The organism is Bradyrhizobium sp., from assembly GCF_047605465.1.
Classification (GTDB): Bacteria; Pseudomonadota; Alphaproteobacteria; order Rhizobiales; family Xanthobacteraceae; genus Bradyrhizobium.
Genome location: NZ_JASGFS010000007.1, coordinates 13808 through 34122 on the forward strand (window position 1 = coordinate 13808; position 20315 = coordinate 34122).

The 20315-nt window shown below is 64.8% G+C and carries 17 protein-coding genes; 6 read left to right on the forward strand and 11 right to left on the reverse strand.

The features are described from left to right. Positions 1-393: 393 nt before the first annotated feature. The 5 genes from QM712_RS09140 (at position 394) to QM712_RS09160 (ending at position 5658) form a co-directional block, all read left to right on the forward strand. Positions 394-1368 carry a tripartite tricarboxylate transporter substrate binding protein gene (locus QM712_RS09140; protein WP_415022756.1) on the forward strand — a complete coding sequence of 325 codons (975 nt, stop codon included), beginning with the start codon at positions 394-396 and terminating at the stop codon, positions 1366-1368. Between the two features lie 171 nt (positions 1369-1539). Further along, positions 1540-2082: a tripartite tricarboxylate transporter TctB family protein gene (locus tag QM712_RS09145; protein ID WP_415022757.1), complete on the forward strand. Its 543-nt coding sequence runs from the start codon at positions 1540-1542 to the stop codon at positions 2080-2082. Positions 2083-2092: 10 nt separating this feature from the next. Next, positions 2093-3610: a tripartite tricarboxylate transporter permease gene (locus QM712_RS09150; RefSeq protein ID WP_415022758.1), complete on the forward strand. Its 1518-nt coding sequence runs from the start codon at positions 2093-2095 to the stop codon at positions 3608-3610. A gap of 127 nt (positions 3611-3737) precedes the next feature. Continuing rightward, on the forward strand, positions 3738-4547 hold the full coding sequence (locus tag QM712_RS09155) for an LOG family protein (RefSeq protein WP_415022759.1): 810 nt from the start codon (positions 3738-3740) through the stop codon (positions 4545-4547). A gap of 157 nt (positions 4548-4704) precedes the next feature. Further along, positions 4705-5658, forward strand: a complete 954-nt coding sequence (locus QM712_RS09160; RefSeq protein WP_415022760.1) for a glycosyltransferase family 2 protein — start codon at positions 4705-4707, stop codon at positions 5656-5658. Between the two features lie 3 nt (positions 5659-5661). On the opposite strand, the gene QM712_RS09165 is transcribed toward QM712_RS09160, so the two are convergent. From QM712_RS09165 to QM712_RS09190, 6 genes are all read right to left on the reverse strand, one after another. Next, complete coding sequence (locus QM712_RS09165; RefSeq protein WP_415022761.1) at positions 5662-6582, reverse strand: NAD-dependent epimerase/dehydratase family protein; 921 nt, start codon at positions 6580-6582, stop codon at positions 5662-5664. A gap of 45 nt (positions 6583-6627) precedes the next feature. Beyond that, the gene (locus QM712_RS09170; protein WP_415022762.1) at positions 6628-8385 is read right to left on the reverse strand and encodes a thiamine pyrophosphate-binding protein; all 1758 of its coding nucleotides are present in this window, start codon (positions 8383-8385) and stop codon (positions 6628-6630) included. Between the two features lie 16 nt (positions 8386-8401). After that, positions 8402-9760, reverse strand: a complete 1359-nt coding sequence (gene rfbH / locus QM712_RS09175) for a lipopolysaccharide biosynthesis protein RfbH (protein WP_415022763.1) — start codon at positions 9758-9760, stop codon at positions 8402-8404. Continuing rightward, positions 9757-10893: a CDP-glucose 4,6-dehydratase gene (rfbG, locus tag QM712_RS09180; protein ID WP_415022764.1), complete on the reverse strand. Its 1137-nt coding sequence runs from the start codon at positions 10891-10893 to the stop codon at positions 9757-9759. Before rfbG ends, rfbH begins: the two co-directional genes overlap by 4 nt. Continuing rightward, positions 10890-11660, reverse strand: a complete 771-nt coding sequence (rfbF, locus tag QM712_RS09185; protein ID WP_415022765.1) for a glucose-1-phosphate cytidylyltransferase — start codon at positions 11658-11660, stop codon at positions 10890-10892. Before rfbF ends, rfbG begins: the two co-directional genes overlap by 4 nt. A gap of 203 nt (positions 11661-11863) precedes the next feature. After that, positions 11864-13057 (reverse strand): CaiB/BaiF CoA transferase family protein, encoded by a 1194-nt coding sequence (locus QM712_RS09190; protein WP_415022766.1) that lies wholly within the window; start codon positions 13055-13057, stop codon positions 11864-11866. A 281-nt stretch (positions 13058-13338) separates the two neighbouring features. On the opposite strand from QM712_RS09190, the gene QM712_RS09195 reads away from it, so the two are divergent. Beyond that, the gene (locus tag QM712_RS09195) at positions 13339-14919 is read left to right on the forward strand and encodes a lipopolysaccharide biosynthesis protein (protein WP_415022767.1); all 1581 of its coding nucleotides are present in this window, start codon (positions 13339-13341) and stop codon (positions 14917-14919) included. 10 nt (positions 14920-14929) lie between these two features. Here the strand turns inward: QM712_RS09195 and QM712_RS09200 are convergent, their stop codons facing one another. The 5 genes from QM712_RS09200 to QM712_RS09220 all read right to left on the reverse strand — a co-directional run bounded on the left by QM712_RS09200 (position 14930) and on the right by QM712_RS09220 (position 19768). Beyond that, positions 14930-16138, reverse strand: a complete 1209-nt coding sequence (locus tag QM712_RS09200; protein WP_415022768.1) for a glycosyltransferase — start codon at positions 16136-16138, stop codon at positions 14930-14932. Further along, entirely contained in the window at positions 16135-16902 is a 768-nt protein-coding gene (locus QM712_RS09205) for a class I SAM-dependent DNA methyltransferase (RefSeq protein ID WP_415022769.1), read from the reverse strand. Before QM712_RS09205 ends, QM712_RS09200 begins: the two co-directional genes overlap by 4 nt. Then, entirely contained in the window at positions 16899-18020 is a 1122-nt protein-coding gene (locus QM712_RS09210; RefSeq protein ID WP_415022770.1) for a DegT/DnrJ/EryC1/StrS family aminotransferase, read from the reverse strand. Before QM712_RS09210 ends, QM712_RS09205 begins: the two co-directional genes overlap by 4 nt. Next, complete coding sequence (locus tag QM712_RS09215) at positions 18017-18463, reverse strand: hypothetical protein (protein ID WP_415022771.1); 447 nt, start codon at positions 18461-18463, stop codon at positions 18017-18019. The genes QM712_RS09210 and QM712_RS09215 overlap by 4 nt, the downstream gene beginning before the upstream one ends. Before the next feature lie 126 nt (positions 18464-18589). Further along, entirely contained in the window at positions 18590-19768 is a 1179-nt protein-coding gene (locus QM712_RS09220) for a CgeB family protein (protein ID WP_415022772.1), read from the reverse strand. Positions 19769-20315: the final 547 nt, after the last annotated feature.

The following is a 20315-nucleotide window of genomic DNA, read 5'->3' on the forward strand; positions in this document are numbered from 1 at the left end:
CATTTCGCCTGTTCTTCTCGGTGGGATGGTCCGGCCGCCGATGGTCTGCCGACGGCCGTTCGGAGCATGTCTCACAATCGGTGACCCATAACAAGGCACCCGCCACGAGGCATTTCTCGGCCCGCGCGTGGGGGGCGGCCCCGATCGGATTGCGGCGACGGAACGATTGGATATGGGCGCATCGATCCGCGGCATTGTGCGGTCATCCGGGGTGTCTCGAAGCGAGCGATTGCAACCAGCCCACTTGCAATCGATCTCATTCCAAAGTCATAAGCGGTGCGGCGCTGGGCAGCTTGACTGGCCGGCGTTCGCCCGCACAATGCAATTCGCTTTTGCCTCGCGAATTGCCAATCCAAATAAAAGAACAGAGGGAGGACGCGCGTGCGACATGGAATGAGGGCCGCAATTGCGCTTGCGGCCGCGCTTTGCAGTGCGCCGGCTGTCGCCGGCTGGGAGCCGGCAAAGCCCGTCGAGATCGTGGTGGCTGCGGGCGCGGGTGGCGCCTCCGACCAGATGGCGCGCATGATGCAGGCCGCGATCCAGAAGAACAATCTGATGAAGCAGCCGATGGTCGTCTCGCTCAAGGGCGGTGCCTCGGGGGCCGAAGCGCTGATGTACATGAAGTCGAGCGAGGGCGACCCGAACAAGGTGCTGATCGCGTATTCGCTGATCTACATGCTGCCGCTGTCGGCGAAGATTCCTTTCAACTGGCGCGAATTGACGCCGGTCTCGGTGATCGCGCTCGACCAGTTCGTGCTGTGGGACAACAGCGCTGGTCCCAAGTCCGTGAAGGACTTCATCGCCGCGGCGAAGGCGGCGAGCGCGCCGTTCAAGATGGGCGGCACCGGCTCCAAGCGCGAAGACCACGTGCTGACCGTGTTCCTGGAGCAGAAGACCGGCGCGAAATTCTCCTATCTGCCGTACAAGTCCGGTGGCGAAGCGGCGACGCAACTGGTCGGCAACCACACCGAATCCAACGTCAACAACCCCTCCGAAAATCTCGAGGTCTGGCGGGCCGGCCAGGTGCGCCCGCTCTGCGTGTTCGACAAGGAGCGCATTTCCTATACTGCCAAGGTGACGGACACGCAGTCTTGGGCCGACATCCCGACCTGCAAGGAGGAGGGCGTCGACGTGCAGTATCTGATGCTGCGCGCGATGTTCCTGCCCGGCAAGGTCACGCCGGAGCAGCAGGCGTTCTATGTCGAGCTGTTTCACAAGGTCACCCAGACCGCCGAGTACAAGGACTACATGGAGAAGCAGGCGTTGAAGCCGATCTTCCTCACCGGCAAGGACATGGTGCAATTCCTCGAGGAGGACGACGCCATCAACAAGTCGCTGATGACGGAAGCCGGCTTCGTCGCGAAGTAACGTCTTCACCTCGCCCCGTTCGCGGGGAGGGGCGGATTGCATCGCCGATGCAATCTGGGTGAGGGGGCTCTCCCCGGGTCCAGGCCTCACCGCCCACTGTGAATATTCCCGCTCACCCTGACCCTTTCCCCGCGCACGGGGAGAGGGGATCCGCCACAGCATTGTTCAAGCATGTCCCAAACCGATCTCGAAATCGTCGTCGATGATCCGACTGCCCCCGACGATGGCTCGCCCGCCGTCGTCAGTTCCGGCACGGTCGAGATCGTGGTCTGCCTCCTGTTGCTCGCGCTGGCCGCGACGCTTGGCTACGACAATTGGCGCAGCGGCGCGTCCTGGGATTCGACCGGGCCGGAGCCCGGCTATTTTCCGTTCTATCTCTCCATCATCCTCGGCTGCGGCAGCCTCTACGGCCTGATCGCGGCGCTCTTCGCGCACCGCACGGCGTCGGCGACCTTCGTCACGCGCGCGCAGGCAAGGCGCGTGATGGCGGTGTTCGTGCCGACGCTGCTGTTCTGCGTGGTGACGCAGTTCCTCGGCCTCTATGTCGCGAGCTTTCTCCTGATTGCCGGCTTCATGCGTTTCATCGGCAAGATCGCGCTGTGGAAGTCGCTGCTCACCGCGTTCCTGTTCACGGCGGTCATGTTCGTCACCTTCGACATCGCCTTCGACGTCATCATGCCGAAGGGGCCGCTCGAAGCGGCCTTCGGCTACTAGGCGGTACGCGATGGAAGCGTTTGGTCTCCTTGCTCACGGCTTCGTCGTCCTCCTCACCTGGAAGACGCTCGTCCTGATGATGGTCGGGCTGGTGCTCGGCATCTTCGTTGGCGTGCTTCCCGGCCTCGGCGGTCCCAACGGGGTCGCCATCCTCCTGCCGCTGACCTTCACGATGGATCCGACCTCGGCGATCGTGATGCTGTCCTGCATCTACTGGGGCGCGCTGTTCGGCGGTGCGATCACCTCGATCCTGTTCAACATTCCCGGCGAAGCCTGGTCGGTCGCGACCACTTTCGACGGCTATCCGATGGCCCAGCAGGGCAGGGCCGCGGAGGCGCTGACCGCGGCGTTCACGTCGTCCTTCATCGGTTCGCTGATCGCGGTGCTCCTGATCACCTTCCTCGCGCCGATGATCTCGTCCTTCGCCCTGAAGTTCGGGCCGCCGGAGTTCTTCGCGGTCTATCTCCTGACCTTCTGCTCCTTCGTCGGTCTCGGCCGGGAGGCCAAGCACAAGACGGTCATCTCGATGTCGCTCGGCCTTCTGCTCGCCGGCGTCGGCATGGACACGGTGTCAGGCCAGCTGCGCATGACTTTCGGCTCGGCGGAACTGCTCCGCGGCATCAACTTCCTGGTTGCTGTCATCGGACTGTTCGGGATCAGCGAGATCCTGCTGACGATGGAGGAGCGCCTGGCCCTGCGCGGCCATGCGGCCAGCATCTCCCTGCGTGTCGTTCTAGCGGTCTGGAAGGACCTGCCGAAATACTGGGTGACGCTGCTGCGCTCGTCCTTCATCGGCTGCTGGCTGGGCATCACGCCGGGCGGCGCGATCGCGGCGTCCTTCATGGGCTACAACCTGGCGAAGCGCTTCGCCAAGGATCCCGAGACTTTCGGCAAGGGACGCATCGAGGGCGTGTTCGCACCGGAAACGGCGGCGCATGCGTCCGGCACCTCGGCGCTGCTGCCGATGCTCGCGCTGGGCATTCCCGGCTCCGGTACGGCCGCGATCCTGCTCGGCGGCTTGATGGTGTGGGGGCTCAATCCCGGCCCGTTGCTGTTCGTCGAGCACAAGGATTTCGTCTGGGGCCTGATCGCCTCGATGTATCTCGGCAATGTCGTCGGCCTCGTGCTGGTGCTGACCACGGTGCCGATCTTCGCCTCGATCCTGCGCGTGCCGTTCGCAGCAGTGGCGCCGATGATCGTGGTGTCCTGCGCGATCGGCGCCTATGCGATCCAGAACGCGATGTTCGACATCTGGCTGATGCTGGGTTTCGGCGTCGTCGGCTACGTCTTCAAGAAGATCGGCATTCCGCTCGCGCCGTTCACGCTCGCTCTCGTGCTCGGCAACCGTGCCGAGGACGCCTTCCGCCTGTCCATGATCGGCTCCGGCGGCGACCTCAAGGTGTTCTGGTCGAACGGCCTGGTCGGTTCGATCACGACGCTTGCGATCGTGCTGCTGTTCTGGCCGATGATCGACGGCCTGCTCGCCCGTGCGGGTTTGGCGCGGCGGATGAAGCCGACGACACGCTGACCGGAAATTGCTCGCTTCGGGTAACCCGCGCCGAGCCATCTTCTGATAAGAGATTCGATGATGACGATCGCCGCCGGCCTGCCCGGTGGCGTTCCCTGTCTCGTACAGGCGGAAGGACGAAACCGACATGAACGACCAGACGACGCCTCATGGTTCACGCAGCTCCCTCCTTGCGATCGAGGACACCGAGTTTCTGCTGCGCGACGAAATGCGACCGATCCGCTTCGCCCTCGAATACGGCAAGGCCGAACTCGCGCTGAGGGACTGGGGGATACGTTCGACCATCATCGTCTTCGGCAATGCGCGCGTGCCGTCGCCGGAGACGGCTGCGGCTGCACTTGCGGCGGCGCACACCGACGAGGAGAAGGCGCGAGCGCAGAAGCTGCAGCAGCAATCCGAATACTACCGGGTCGCGCGCGAATTCGGCCGCATCGCTTCGGAGCGCGGCGGCGCCTTCGATCCGAAGAACAGGTGGCGCGACAATGTTATCGCCACCGGCGGAGGCCCGGGTATCATGGAGGCGGCTAACCGGGGCGCGTCCGACGTCGGCGCGCCAACGATCGGCTTCAACATTACCCTGCCGCACGAACAGGCGCCCAACCCCTACATCACGCCGGAGCTCAGCTTCCGCTTCCACTACTTCGCAATGCGCAAGATGCACCTGGCCATGCGCGCAAACGCGCTGGCGATTTTCCCCGGCGGATTCGGGACTCTGGACGAGATGTTCGAGGTGCTGACATTGCAGCAGACCCAGAAGGCGCCGCCGGCACCGATCGTGCTGTTCGGGGAGAGCTATTGGCGAAAGATCATCAACTTCGACGCTCTCCTGGAGGAAGGAATGATTTCCGCATCCGATCTCGGGCTGTTCGAATTCGCGGAGACCGCCGAGGACGGCTGGGCTTCCCTGAAGCGTCGCGGCTTGCGAGCCACAGCGTAGGCTTGGCCGATCACGGCCGACGATGAGCCGGGCGTCCGCAGCGCTTGCAAACGTGCTTTCGCGGTGCTCTAGTCGGCCGCAAATCTGATGTTGTGAGTGGGTCGAAGTCGCCATTTGGCGGGTCGGAGCCTGCCGCGCGGACCCCCAGGATCTCGCAGTGAAGACAATAAGTATCGTTACGCCGTGCTACAACGAAGAGGCGAGTATCCGCGATTGCTACGAGGCCGTCCGCCGCGTCTTCGACGAGCATCTGCAGGGCTATCGTTGCGAGCACATTTTCTGCGACAACGCCTCGGAGGATCGTACGGTCGAGATTCTCCGGGAGATCGCTGCCGGCGATCCCGGCGTCAAGATAATCGTCAATGCGCGCAATTTCGGTCCGCTCCGCAACACGTTCAACGGGGTCATGGCTGCGACCGGCGATGCCGTCCTGCTGTTCATGCCGGCGGACCTGCAGGACCCGCCGGAGCTGATCCCGGAATTCGTCAAGCTGTGGGAGACCGGCTACGAGATCGTCTACGGCATCCGCGCGGTTCGCGAGGAGGGCCGGATGATGCGCAGCATCCGCAACGCCTATTACCGCCTGCTCACGCGATTCTCCGAGATCAAGGTGCCGCCGGGCGTCGGCGATTTCCAGCTCGTCGACCGCAACGTGGTCGAACGGATGCGGCGTGTCCGTGACGGATATCCGTTCATGCGGATGATGACCTTCGAGTGCGGCGGTCGCGCCATCGGCGTTCCCTACACCTGGCGTGCCCGGAAGAAGGGACTGTCGAAGAATCGCGCCGCGGCGCTCATCGACCAGGGTCTGAACGGGCTGGTGTCGTTCACGTCGGCGCCGCTGCGGTTCGGCCTCTATGCGGGCTTCGTGCTGTCCTTCGCGAGCATCGCCTACGCCGTCATCAACCTCCTGCTCGGCCTCGTCCTCTACCGGCGCCTTGCCGAGCCGGGAATCCTGACGCTGATTGTTGCGATGTTCTTCTTCGGTGGCGTGCAGCTCTTCTTCATGGGCATGATCGGCGAATATATCCTGGCGATCTATGGCCAGGTCCGGGAAAAGCCCGTGGTGTTCGAGCGCGAACGCGTGAATTTCGACGGTCCGTCCGCCTAGGGCTCACTTCGCGGCGCGTTCCGCCGTCTCGTACCAGGCGACCGTTTCCCGCAATCCTTCGTCGAGACCGATCGCGGGACGCCAGCCCAAAGCTTCGAGCCGCCTCATGTCCGCCGCCAGCACCATGACCTGATCCGGTCGATACGGCACCTCACCGATGCCGAGCTCGCCGGCCCCGACGAGGTCATGCACCCGCCTCACGGTGTCGCGAAGTTGCGGCGCGTCGGGACTGCCCAGATTGTAGGTTCCGTGCGCAGCCGGGTTCGCGAGCGCCAGGCTGACGGCGGCGGCCGCATCGCGGGCGTGAAGGAAGCCCCAGCGCTGTTCGCACGCGGTCAATTTCATATGCCCGTTGGCACGCAGGGTTCGGATCAAGCTCGGAATCAGCCAGGACTCGCCATCCTTCGGACCGTAGGTCGAGAATATGCGCAGCCAGACGAAACGCAGCTTGCGCTCGGCGCAGCGCCGTTCGGTCATGAGGCCGCTTGCGAGCTTGGCGATGCCGTAGAGCGTGGTCGGGCGCGGCACGTCGCTTTCGCTGATCGCGCGATCGTAAGGGCCGTATTCAGCCTGCGATCCCGCGCCGATGAAGATCGTCGCGCCGGCGTCGGCCGAGAGGTCGGCCAGCTCCACGGCGTCGACGATGTTGCGGGCCTGGTCGGCGCTGTTTCGCTCGCGGTTGTCGACGCCGCGCCATGCCATGTGGACGACGGCATCGGGCGCGAAGGAACGGAGCGCCGTTCCGATCGTGGCGGGCTCGTCGAACGCGCCCTCGATGATGTCGAGGCGATCCAGGATCGCCGCGAGACGCCAGGGCCTGGTGCCGGGTCGCAGCAGCACGGCGACGTCGTGTCCCTGCGCGAGGAGGTTCTCTGCGACGTACGATCCCAGGAAGCCGGTAGCGCCCGTCACGAAGATGCGCATCAAGATACCGCCGATGTTCTGGAGTGCCCCTTCGCCGGATCCATCCTAGGTGGTTCGCAGGGAAGCCGGCCTGGGATAGTCCACGAAGCGGTTGCCCGCCGCGTATTCGCTCTCGTTGAGATAGGGAAACTGATCGTTGATGGGGCGTCCCATCTCGAGCTTGGGTTCGATCAGCGTGTGCTCGCTGAGTATCACGTCGATCACGATCGGCCCTCCCGTGAACAAGGCCGGATCGATCTGCTCCAGATGCTCGATGCGGGCGTAGCGCAGTCCATAGGCGGCCGCGAGCGCGCCGAAATCCGGAAAGCTTAAGCCGTCGCGCGAGGCGGTGTAGCGGCTCTGCATGTAGCTGTCCTGGAACTGCTTGATGATCCCGTACGATCCATTGTTCATCACGATGATCGCGATATCGAGATTGTTGTGCCGGACAGTCTGGAGTTCCTGGATGTTGACGTGAAAGCCGCCGTCTCCGTTGTAGGAGATGACCTGCCGGTCCGGACGATCGATCTTGGCTCCGATCGCAGCCGGCAGCGCATAGCCCATCGGCGAGTTGCCGCCCGGATTGAACAGCGTGTGCCGTTTCACCTGGAAGGCCTGGTAGAGCCAGCAGACCGCGGCGCCGGTGTCGCCGATGACGATCGCGTCGTCCGCGATGATCTCGTTGATCCGCCGGATCACGTCGTAGGGAGACAGCGAGTTCAAGCGCGCCGCGGAAGTGCTGATCTCCTTGTGGTAGTAGCTCTGCTTCATCTCGGCGACGTAATCGCTCCACTCGTTGCTCAGCGGCGCGACATCGAGTTGACGCAACACTTCCGGCAGCTCGGCGAAATCGAGATGGCTGACGCGGTACCCGTCATTGCGATATTTGGCGAGTTCCTCCTTGTCGACGTCGACGACATGGACGGTCGCGCCCGTTGCGAACTGCTTGGTGTTGCCGGAGCGCTGGCGGTTGTCGAGACGACTGCCGAGCACCAGCACGGCATCCGCGTTCTGCAGCACGAAGTTGGCGCCGCGGTTGCCGTAGACGCCGATCTGACCGAGGAAGCCGGGGTGGTCATGATCGAAATAGCTGAGGCCGGCCCAGCTCGAGACGAACGGCAGGCCGCTCCGCTTCAACCAGTCCGAGACCTCTTGCTCGATGCCGGCGAGCCCGACGCCCGCGCCCCAGAGGACAACCGGGCGCTTCGCTCCGGCCAGCGTCCGTGCGAGATCCGACACCACCTTTGCCGGCTCTTCGGTCGCCTCGGAGATCTTGGACGGAAGGAGCAGTTCTTCTCCCATCTCGGCCTGCTGGACGTCCATGGGCACATCGATCAGCACCGGGCCCATCCGTCCGGAGGTCGCGATCGAATAGGCCTTGGCCAGCTCTTCGCGCAGTTCGGCCGCGCTCTTGACCATCACCGCGTATTTGGTGATCGGCTTGACCATCTCCACGATCCTGGTTTCCTGGAAACCAGCCTGGCGCACATTGGCGCCGTGGAAGGCGCTGCTCTCGCGCTGGTTGACCTGACCGGTGATGTGCAGGGACGGGACGGAATCGAAATGGGAGGTGGCGATGCCGGTAATGAGATTGGTCGCGCCCGGGCCTGACGTGGCGAGGGTGACGCCGACCTTGCGGTTGACGCGCCACAGCGCATCCGCGGCCATCGCGGCGCCCTGCTCGTGCTGGAAGCAGGTGTAGCTGAGCTTCGGATGTTGCGCGACCGCGTCGATCATGAACGCGCAGGCGCCTCCCGTCAGGAGAAACACCCGGTCGCTGCCGACCCGCGCGAGAAACTCCGCAATGTACTGGGCTCCGTTCATCGCGTCATTCCCCGCACTAGGCGCCGCGGCTCTGGGCGGCGCAGAAATCGCTGATCACCTGGAGCACGTAACCGATGTGCTCGTCGCCGAGACCCGGATAGACGCCGATCCAGAAAGTCTGGTTCATGATCCGGTCGCTGTTGGCAAGCGAGCCGTGCACGCGGAAATTCCGTCCGGTCATGTAGGGCTGTCGCACCAGGTTGCCGCCGAACAGGAGGCGGGTGCCGATCCCGCGCTCGTTCAGATGACGCACGATGGCGTCCCGCTTGAACGGCGCGTCTTCGCGAACCGTCAGCACGAAGCCGAACCATGACGGGTCGCTGTTCGGCGTCGGCTCGGGTAGAACGAAGAACTCCTCGAGCGGCTTCAATCCGCTCTTCAGCAGATCGAAATTCCGCCGACGAGCGGCGATGAAGCCCTCGAGATGATCGAGCTGGGAGACGCCGACCGCCGCCTGCATGTCGGTGATCTTCAGGTTGAAGCCGAGATGGCTGTAGATGTATTTGTGATCGTAGCCATGGGGCAGCTCGCCGAGCTGCCAGTCGAAGCGGCGCTGACAGGTGTTGTCCTTGCCGGGCTCGCAATAGCAGTCGCGGCCCCAGTCGCGGAATGTCTCCATCGCGCGGCGGAGCGCGGGATGGCTCGTGAAGACCGCGCCGCCTTCGCCCATCGTGATGTGGTGAGCCGGATAGAAGCTGAGCGTGCCGATGTCGCCGAACGTGCCGACATGGCGTCCCGCGAACGTCGCGCCCAACGCGTCGCAGCAATCCTCGATCAGCCAGAGTTTGTGCCGCTTGGCGATGTCGGCGATCTTGCCGACGTCGAATGGATTGCCGAGCGTGTGCGCCACCATGATCGCGCGGGTGTTCGGCGTGATCGCTTCTTCGACGAGCTCCGGAATGATGTTGTAGGTGGGAATGTCGACGTCGACGAATACCGGCACCATGCCCTGCGTCATCGCGGGATTGACGGTGGTCGGAAAACCGGTCGCGGCGGTGATCACCTCGCTGCCGGCCGGAACCTGACGGTCGCGGAGCAGGGGCGAAGTCAGCGCCGAGAAGGCGACGAGATTAGCCGACGAGCCCGAGTTGACGGTCATGGCGTAACGGGCGCCGACGCGCTTGGCGAGCTTCTGCTGGAACTCGTCGTTGAAGCGGCCGGTGGTCAGCCAGAAATCCAGCGCCGAATCGACGAGCGACTTGACGTCGCTCGCATCGAACACGCGTCCCGATACCGGCACGGACGACTGACCCGCGACGAACGGCTTCGAGGCATGGGCGAGGGCGGAATATTCCTCCACCAGCTCCATGATGGATGCCCTGATCTCTTCAGGGCTTCGTTGACCCGCCTGCGCGGGTGCTGACGACGATTTCATGAGAATGACTTTGCGTTGACGGCGGCCGCCTGGCCGCGTGATGATTCAGATGCCGGCTGCGGTGTGCCGCTCGCGGCGGCACCACCGAGCACGAGTTCGAGCTGTTCGAGCGAGGTCTGGCGCATGTCCTGACCGCGCTGATGCGCCTTGTACCAGTCGACCGTGAGGCCGAGCCCCTGCACGAGGTCGAGCCGCGGCGTCCAGTTCAGGCGCGTGCGGGCGCGCTCGCAATCGAGCCTCAGGAAAGCGGCTTCATGCGGATGCGGCCCGTCATCGCTGATCCAGCGTGCACCGTCGCCCCAGAGTTGCTGGAGGTGCTCCACGACGTTCCGCACGGGCTGCTCGCTCTCGGCATTCGGTCCGAAGTTCCAGCCGTCGGCAAAGCTCGCATCGCCGGCCAGCTTCTCGACGAGGGTGAGATAGCCCAGGACCGGATCGAGCGCATGCTGCCATGGCCGCACCGAATTCGGATTGCGGATGCGCAGCGGCTGGCCGTCGCGAAACGCCTGCATGGCATCGGGCACGAGGCGATCGCGCGACCAGTCGCCGCCGCCGAACACGTTGCCTGCCCGTGCGCTCGCAATGCGGGCGGCACCGTTCTCGGCAAAGAAGCTGCGCCGATAGGAATGGGTCACCAGTTCCGCGCAGGCCTTGCTGTTGCTGTAGGGATCGTTGCCGCCGAGGCGATCGCCCTCGCGGAAGGCGGTCTGGTCGCCGTTGTTCTCATAGCACTTGTCGCTGGTGACGATCAGAACGGCCTTCACGGACGGCAGATGCCGCGCGGCCTCCAGCACATGCACCGTGCCCATGACATTGGTGGCGAAGGTCTCCACCGGTTCGGCGTAGGACGGCCGCACCAGGGCCTGCGCGGCCATGTGAATGATCACGTCCGGCTGGGCTTCCGCGAGCGCCGACCGCAGCTTGCCGAGATCCCGAATGTCGGCGAGGCATTGCTCGATGTCGTCGGCGACCCGCGCCGTCACGAACAGCGACGAAGGATGATCCGGCGGCAAGGCATAGCCGTAGACGCTGGCGCCGAAGCGGCGCAGCAGCAGCGAAGCCCACGCGCCCTTGAAGCCGGTGTGGCCGGTCAGAAAGACCTTCTTGCCGCGCCAGAACGACGGATCCGTCACCAGACCCTCCATTGGGCGCGGTTGTTCGCCCACTCGTCCTCGAGGTAGTTGCGATCGCGCAGCGTATCCATCGGATGCCAGAAGCCGTGATGCACGAAGGCACGGAGCTGGTCGTTGCGCGCCAGCTGCTCCATCGGCTCGCGTTCCCACACCGTCTTGTCGCCCGCGATGAGATCGCCGACGGACGGCGACAGCAGGAAGAACCCGCCGTTGATCCAGCCACCGTCATTGTGCGGCTTCTCTTCGAAGTCGACGACCTTGTTGCCTTCGATGGCGACCGCGCCGAACCGCCGTGCCGGGCGTACCACCGAAACGGTCGCGTTGCGGCCATGTTCCCGATGGAAGGCGACCTGGGCCTTGAGGTCGATGTTGGCGACGCCATCGCCATAGGTCAGCGCGAAGAACGGCTCGTCGGCGACGTAGGGCAGCACGCGTTTCAGCCGGCCGCCGGTCTGGGTCTCCTCGCCGGTATCGACGAGCGTGACCCGCCACGGCTCGGCAGCCTCGCGGTGAACCTCCATCCGGTTTTCGGCGAGATGGAACGTGACGTCGGACATGTGAAGGAAGTAGTTGGCGAAGTACTCCTTGATCAAATAGCCCTTGTAGCCAAGGCAGATCACGAAATCATGGAAGCCGTAATGGCTGTAGATCTTCATGATGTGCCAGAGGATCGGCCGTCCGCCGATCTCGACCATGGGCTTCGGGCGCGTGCTGGTTTCCTCGGCAATTCGGGTGCCCAGGCCTCCGGCCAGGATGACGACTTTCATTCACTCGCTCCGAACGGGGAGACACGCTCCCTTGGATATCTTGGACTGCTTCTATACGAAGCCGTCGCACCTGGAAAACCCCTCACGGCGAGAGTTTCGACCTCAGGTTCCGGGATTCACACAGTCAAGGATTGAACTGCAATTACAGGCAGATAGAGGCCCAATATCACGCCAAAGCCGGCTCAAGAAGAGAGCATGGAGCGTTATACAACCTTCTCGTCCCGTAGTTTCGCGATCTCGGCGGCGCTGAAACCGAATTCGGCGAGGACCTCGGCGGTCTGCTCGCCGAATTCCGGCGGCCGCGCCACCATCCTGCTCGGCGTGCGCGACAGAGTGACGGGCTGGCCGACGAGGCGAATGTGGCGATTCTCGTCGTTCGGCACGTCCTGCGCGATGCCGAGATGGCGGACCTGCGCGTCGTCGAACATCTGGTCGATCGCATAGATCGGTCCGCAGGGCACGCCGGCATCGTTGAGCTCCCGGACCCAGGTCTCGGTGGACTTCGTCACGGTGCGTTTCTCGATCTCGGCATTGAGCGCGTCGCGGTTCTTCGAGCGGGCAGGCGCGGTCGCATAGTCGGGATGGCTGTAGAGCTCCGGTGCGCCGAGGGCCTGCGCGCAGCGCTCCCAGATCCGTCCGCCGGTGGTGGCGATGTTGATGTACCCGTCAGAGGTCTTGAAGACGCCGGTCGGGATGCTGGTCGGATGGTTGTTGCCGGCCTGCTTGGCGACTTCCTTCTCCATCAGCCAGCGTGCGGCCTGGAAGTCGAGCATGAAGATCTGTGCCTGCAACAGGGAGGTCTGCACCCATTGGCCCTGGCCGGAGACGTCGCGTTCCAGCAGCGCGGTGAGGATGCCGATGGCACAGAACAGGCCCGCCGTGAGATCGGCGACGGGAATGCCGACCCGCATCGGGCCTTCGCCCGGCGCACCGGTGATCGACATCAGCCCGCCCATGCCCTGGGCAATCTGATCGAAGCCCGGCCGCTTGTGATAGGGGCCGTCCTGGCCGAAGCCGGAGATGCTGCCGTAGACGATGCCCGGGTTGATCGCGCGCAGGCTGTCATAGTCGATGCCGAGCTTCTTCTTCACGTCGGGGCGGAAATTCTCGACCACGACGTCGGCCTTGGCGACCAGACGCTTGAAGACGGCGAGCCCGCGCTCGTTTTTCAGATTGAGCGTCATCGCCCGCTTGTTGCGGTGCAAATTCTGGAAGTCGGAACCCCGCCGCGGTCCGCCCGGCTGCTCGCCGCCGGCATCCTCGGTCAGCGCGTCGACCTTGATGACATTGGCGCCCCAGTCGGCGAGTTGCCGCACACAGGTGGGCCCGGACCGGACGCGGGTCAGATCGAGCACGGTAAAGCGCGACAGGGCTTCCGAGGCATGCGGAAAGGACATCTTGCGGGGCTCCGGGACAGGATAGGGGCCTACCATAGTGCTGAAAGAGCATGCGGCAAGCCTGCGCAGGGGCGGATGCCGCTTGCAGAAATGCGAGCCTGATCCAATCGCCCGGCGCTGCGAAGGGGCGATTTCGCCAGTGCCTCGGTCCGGATCACGCCTTCGCGGCCGGAAGGCCGCCATTGCTTGCCTAACGTGCCCAACGGCCTTAAGACGCGGCCTTCAGCGGGAATCGAGAGGCGATCGGGGCCGGGCGGATCGCCTGCCGGGAAGGATGCGGCTTGACCGACACGCACATCGAAGCGTCTGGCAAGGCCGACGGTTCCAGCGGCCCCGGCGGCGTCGGCCGTGCCCGGCGGCTCGTTCGGGGCTGGTCGGCCAATCTGGTCCAGGTGGTGCTGGGGCTGACCCAGCAGCTCCTGCTGATCCCGGCCTTCCTGCATGTCTGGACCGGCGACATGCTCGCCGCCTGGCTCGCGATCTATGCGGCGGGCAGCCTCGTCGTCGTGGCGGATGCCGGATTGCAGCTTCGCGCGATCAACCGGTTTCTCGCATTCAAGTCCTGCACCGATTGCGACGGGCGCACCGCCAGCTTCTATCGGGGCATGCTGCGGATCTATTTCGCCATCGTCGCGGGGCTGGGAGTCCTGCTGTGCGCAGTGATGGTCCTCGCGCCGCCGTCGGCGGTGCTCGGCTTCCATGCGACGCCGACCTTCGATGCGGCGATGGCGGTGATGACGCTGGGCATGCTGCTGGCCTTGCCCGCCAACGTCCCCTCCGGGCTCTACAGGGTGCGGGGCCGCTACGGGCGGACCGTCTGGCTGCAGAACGCCGCATTGCTGCTCGGCCAGATCGCCCAGCTGGTGGCGCTGGCACTGTTCGGCAGCCTGCTCGCGGTCGCGATCGCCTTCGTGTCGATGCAGCTCCTGTTCGCGATCTTCGTCGTCGCGTTCGATGCGCCGCGGCTGTTTCCATTCCTGCGCGGCGCCGCCAAGCCGTCATTCGCGCCGTCATCCCTGCGCTGGAGCATCGGCCAGTTCGGCCGCGCGCTGCCTTTTGCGGTCGCCAACATCACCGAGCTCGCGCTCGTGAACGTTCCGGTTCTGCTCGTCTCCGCACTCGTCACCGATCGTATCGCGGTGGCGCAATGGGGGCTGACGCGCGTGATCGCAAGCCTCGTGCGCGGGCTCTGCCTTCAGGTGACGCTTCCGCTCGCCGCCGAGCTCGGCCACGATTATGCGATCGGCGACAAGGAGCGGCTGCGGCATCTCTACGCCCATGGCTCGGTGTTCGTGACGCTGGTCGGCTGCGTGATCGTCGCGGGCCTGTTGCCGTTCTGGCCTGATTTCTTCACCTTGTGGACACATGGCAGCATTCCCTATGATGGGCCGCTTGCGATGACGCTGCTGCTCGGTTCGGCCGCGGTCGCGCCCTCGCTGCTGGCGCTGGCCTTTGCCAATCACAGCAACCGGGGCGATCTCCTGATCCGCACCAAGGGACTTCAGCTCGTCGTCTTCCTCGCGCTCTCCGTCGTCCTGATCCTGCGGCTCGGACCGCTGGGCGCCGCGCTCGCCATGGTCGCGAGCGATATCTTGATCCAGTTCGGTCTGCTCGCGCTCGCCATCATGCGGCAGACCCTGCATCATCCGTTCAGGCACGTCGCTTTCCTGACGTTGACGGCGGTCTGCATCATCGGCGCGGGCTGGCTGATCGGGACGGTCATCGGCGCGCTCGTTCCGGGCAGCGGAGCCGTACACTTCGTCGCTGAATGCGCGATCTGGGTGATCGTGGCCGGCGCGCTCGCAAGCCCGCTTCTGAATGCGGCGCTGCGCGAGCGCCTGCGCGCATTGATCCCGGCCTAGGCGGCGGATATCAGCGCGCCGTCAGCGCCAGCCGGTGTTTCAGCCGTTCCAGATGGCGGGCGAATTGCTGCCGGCCGGCCTCGGTCTCCTGCGCGAATTGCCCGAGCCGGAGGTGACCGGCCTTGCTCAGCCGCTCCCGCGCGCCATCCGCGCGCAGACCGACAATCGCGTCCGCAAGCGAGCGCGGATCGTCATAGTCGAACAGGATCGCGGCGTCGCCGGCCTGTGCCTTGAAGGCCTCGGGATAGATCACCGGCGTGCCCACCGCCCAGGCCTCCAGCGGCGGAAGGTTGGTCGGACCGAAATAGCTCGGCATCACCAGCGCCGCGGCGCCGCGATAGAGCGCGCCGAGTTCGGCCGATTCGACGAAGCCGATGATCGAGATCTGGTCGGACAATCCGTAGCTCCGGATCGCCGCGTCGATCTTGTTGCGGCCGCCGCGATCCGAACCGCACAGCACCAGCCTTTCGGTGATGCCTCGTTCGCGCAGCCGTGCGAGCGCCGCAAGCAGCGTCATGTGGTTCTTGTGCGGCCAGAACTGCGCCGGGTAGAACAGGTAGCCCGGTTCGAGACGGTACTTGGTCAGCACCGCCGCGTCGTCGTCGGCGTCGGACGCGGACTGGCTGACATAGGTCGACGGCGAGAACGGAATGCAGACCGCGCGTTCTCGTTCCATGGCATAGCGCCGCGAGAGATCGTCGATCAGCTCGGGCGCGTTGACGATCACGACCGCCGCCTTGGTGCTCGCCAGCCCGAACAGGATCTCCCGGCGCTCGAATTCGCCGAAGGTCCGGACCTCCGGAAACTCGGGCGCATCGCGATGACAGCCGTCGAAGATCGTGATGTTGAACGGCAGCTCGTACAGCAGCAGATGCCGCTTCGAGGTCGAGGTGAAGTGCACGACGTCGATGCCGTCGCGGATCAGGGCGCGCTCGAACGGCGACTTCAGCTTCAGCGCGATCTGGACGAGATCGAACGGTCCGCAATATTTCAGGAACAGGAAGACATAGTCGATGGCGCCGAATTTGCGCAGGCGTGCCGCGATGCCGAACTCCTTGAGGATCTCCAGCGTCTGCGCATAGGGCGAGTAGACCACGATCTCGTTGCCGGACTTGGCCGCCCATTCACGCAGCCAGAGCAGGTCGTTGAGCGGCTGCTGGAAGCCGCCGCCGACCTCGAGCGCCTGTTCAAGCATGACGGCGAGGCGCAGCGGTCTCACGGCGTGACGTTCTTTCTGGCGATCGCGTAGGCCGCCCAGCTCTTGGTGCTCGGAGCATCCTGCGTCAGCCATGCGGCGTGATGAGCGGGCTGGAAACCGTTCGCCTGCAGCGCGGCGTCGATCTCGAACGGAAACCAGTAGCGCATGTGGTGCGCCTCATCGACGCGCCGGATCGTGGCGCGATCCGTGTCCTCGCAGAACAGCGTGTAGTTCACCGTGACCGTCGCCTGCTGCTCGTCGTGGTCGGATTGGGCAATGCGGGTGAGGCGCAGCGGCTTCTGTTCGATCACCTTGACCCGGGTCTCGACGCCCTGCGCCAGCACGGCGCCGCCATACCAGTAGTCGAAGAAGAACACTCCGCCCGGCTTCAGCGCGGCATGCGCGGTGCGGAACATCTTCGCCAGCCGGTCGCGGCTGGTCTGGTAGCTCGCGACATGGAACAGCGACACCACCGCGTCGAAATCGCGTTCGGCACCGGCTTCGCAGGCATCACCCTGCCGAAACGGAATCGAAAGCCCGGCCTGGTCCGCGCGCGCCTTCGCGCTCGCGATCATCTCGTGGCTCAGATCGATGCCGGCAACGCTCCAGCCCTTGCGTGCGAAGGCGAGCGCGTGCAGTCCGGTCCCGCAGCCGAGATCGAGCATCCTGCCGGAGGCGACGCCGTGATCGCGCAGGCGGCCTTCGACGAACGCCGTCTCCGCCGCGTAGTCCTTGTCCCGGTAAAGCAGGTCGTACCAGGGGGCGTAGTCCGCGAACACCGTCACGCCAGGATCTCCTTCAGCATCGCTGCGGAGCGGGCGATCTCGTCGTCGGTCAGGGCAAGTCCGCTGGGCAGGTAGAAGCCGCGGCGCGCGATGCGTTCCGCGTTCGGATGGGACTCGTCTCGCATCAGGCCCATCCGCCGCAGCACCGGCTGTTCGTGCATGCACCAGAAGAACGGTCGCGTTCCGATGCCCTTGGCGGCAAGGCGCTTCATCGCCTCCTTGGCGTCGAACGGCGCGTCGTCGTTCAGCACGATGCCGTAGACCCAGTAGATGTTGTCGGCATAGTTGGTCCGGGCGACCGGACGGCTGATGCCGCCCACATCTCCCAGATGCTCGTCATAGAGCCGCCCGATCCTGCGCTTGATCTCGACCGTACGCGGCAGCCGCTCGACCTGGGCGACGCCGAGCGCGGCCTGCAGATTGGTGAGGCGCGCATTCCAGCCGAGCTCTTCGTGAATGAAGCGCTGCTGCGGCTGGAAGCAGAGATTGCGCAGGCCTTGCAGGCGTTCGGCGAGCGCGTCGTCGTCGGTGAGGATCATGCCGCCTTCACCGGTGGTGACGTGCTTGTTGGGGTAGAAGCTAAAGGTCGAGACATCGCCGAAGCTGCCGCAGGGCGCGCCCCGATAGGTCTGGCCGTGCATCTCGGCCGCATCCTCGATGACCTTGAGGTCATGCTTGCGGGCGAGCGCGAGGATCGGATCGAGATCGACCGGCAGGCCGTAGATGTGAACCAGCATGATTGCGCGCGTGCGCGGGGTGATCGCGGCTTCCACGCCTTCGACCGTCATGTTCCAGGTCGCCGGGTCGCAGTCCACGGCCACGGGCACGAGGCCGGCCCTCACCACGGCCGCGGCGCAGCTGATGATCGTGAAGGTCGGGATGATGACCTCCGAGCCCGCCTCGATCCCGAGCGCATGAACGGCGATGTCGAGCGCGACCGAGCCGTTGGTGACCGCGATGCCGTGGCGCCGCCCGGCGGTCTCGGCCATCGCCTGCTCGAAGCGCTTGATGAACGGCCCTTCCGACGAGATCCAGCCGGTGCGGACGCACTCGGCGAGGTACGCGGCCTCGTTGCCGTCAAGCAGCGGAGTGTTGACGGGAATGAACGGGGCGGTCACAGGCCCGGGCCCTTGATCCGGATTTCGGACGGCGCGACTTCGGCGAACCGCGTCTTGTCGTTCTCGCCGGAATAAGGACCCTGCTTGATCTCGAACATCTCGAGCGGTTCGAGCACGTGGAAGCCGTGGGCACCGCTGCACAGCAGGATGATGTCGCCGGCGCCGAGCACGCGGCTCTCGAGGTAATCCTCCTCCACCGTGTAGAAGTCGACCTGGAGCTTGCCCTTCTGGATCAGCAGAACCTCCTGGGTGTAGTGCACCTCTCGCGTCACCTTGTTGTGGCGATGAGGCTCGATGGCCTTGCCCGGCGGATGGCTCATGAAGGCGAGTTGCTGCGACAGCTCCGGGGACGAAAAGAAGTGGATGCCCGGCTCGCGAAACGAGGCGCGCACGATGATCGCATAAAGCTGGTCGCCGAATCGAACATGTTCGACGTGTTCCATCCAAGTCCTCGACAAAAAGCGCTGTGATTAGAGTGACATAGCGTCCCAACGCGGCACTTTGGCCATTTTGGCCGGGGCCGTCAAGGGCGGCTCGGGAGGGGACGGCGGGAGTAACCGGCACCTGATCTAGCCGACGAATTGCATGAGGTCGGCGACGCGGCGCTGGAAGGTGTGGGTCGCGAGCGTTCGGGCCTGCCCCGCCTTTGCGATCGCGTTCCGCGCCTGATCGTCCCTGAGATACCGATCGACCAAGGCCAGGCATTCGTCGGCCGAACGCCAGGCCACCACCTCGCGGTCGGGTTCGAACAGGGTGTGAAGATTGTCCTTGAAATCGGTCAGCAGGAAGGTGCCGACGCCGGTGGCTTCGAACAGACGCGCGTTGCCTGCTTCGGGGCCGGCGACGTCGATGTGCGAGTTCAGGGTGATACGGGAGGATCTCAGCGCCTGATACATTTCCACGCCCCATACTTCGCCCTGGTAACAGCGGTGCAGGGGCGAGGAGGCGGGGAGCGTGTGCAGGCCGCTGCCGAAGAGCTTGAGATCGTGGCGCCGCGCCACCGCTTCCAGCTGCGCGACACGCTGCTGGTGATCGGCTGAGATCGCGCCGACAAAGGACACATCGATGTTCTGCGGCGGTGCCGGCGGCAGAACGTTCAAATTGTCCGGCTCGAACGCCAGGTGGACCACTTCTGCGCGCGCACCGTGCCCACGGAAAAAGTGCACCACCGCGGCGATTTGCGAGATCAGGAGATCGTAGACCGACCAGTCCTCACCGCGCGACGGGATGATGCCGATCTGACCGATCAGGATCGGCCGGCCGATCGCCTTGATCCGGCGCGCCAGGCGCGTGTCGATATGGAAAAGGTCCTGATTCAGCACGAGGTCCGGTTTGAAATCCTCGATCTGCGCCAGCAGGATGTTTTCGGCTTCGGCATCGAGGCGCGGGCTGAGGCCGACCTTGCGCGCGAGCGGCCGCAATACCGGCTTGAAGGGGGCGACGGCGCGCTGCAGCCAGCCGGGAATGGCGTCCCGCGCGGCCGGCGCGCCGGGCGGTGCCGGCTCTGAAATGGTGATTCCGTGCTCGCGCGCCCACGCCGCTCGCATCCATGGATTATTGATATGGATGTCGGCGGCGAGGTGTCCGAGACGGGCGAAATTGCGCGAGTAGAAATCGGCAACGCCGAACAGGCTGGCGTTGCGCGCCGCCATCTGCGCCGCGTAAGGCTCGTTCTCCAGGCCTGGCTGACGCCGATAGAGCCACGAGAGAAAGCGCGGATAGTCGGCGTTGAGGATCAGGATGCGCATCGGGCCGTGTTGCACCGGGAGAAAATGGCGTGTCTCGGACCGGACGGTGTCTTCCAGCCCCGAGCATGGTTCAAGCACAGCACGTTCGACCACCCGGAAAGGGTATGATCCGCTCTGCGAGGTTCACCTGAAAATGCCGTATCGTGGATAGAAAGTTTCCCTTGCGGGGGCAAGACCCGGCGGAATTGAATAGCACCAATCCGATGCTCCGAGCCGCGATCGGCGCCCGCGTTCCCGTCGTTTGGCGGCTTGCGGACTGGCGATGGGCCGATCCGTATACGATCCGCGATTGCGAGCTGGTGGCGACCGAAATGGATCGACGATCGCGAGAGTGCAGATCGGCAGAGCGCATTTTTGACCAGAATCAATTCTAGGTTTCCGGTCCGGCTTCAACAACCAGTCTCGTGGGCGACGGCCGGGCCCGGGCTGGCTGGTTGACCCCGGCGGTCTCCCAATCATATTGGTCGTTCCCCACAGGGGTTTGCAGTATATACACCCGGGCAGCACGGGCGCGGATGGTCGGTCGGAGCCGGATGCCGAGGAGCGG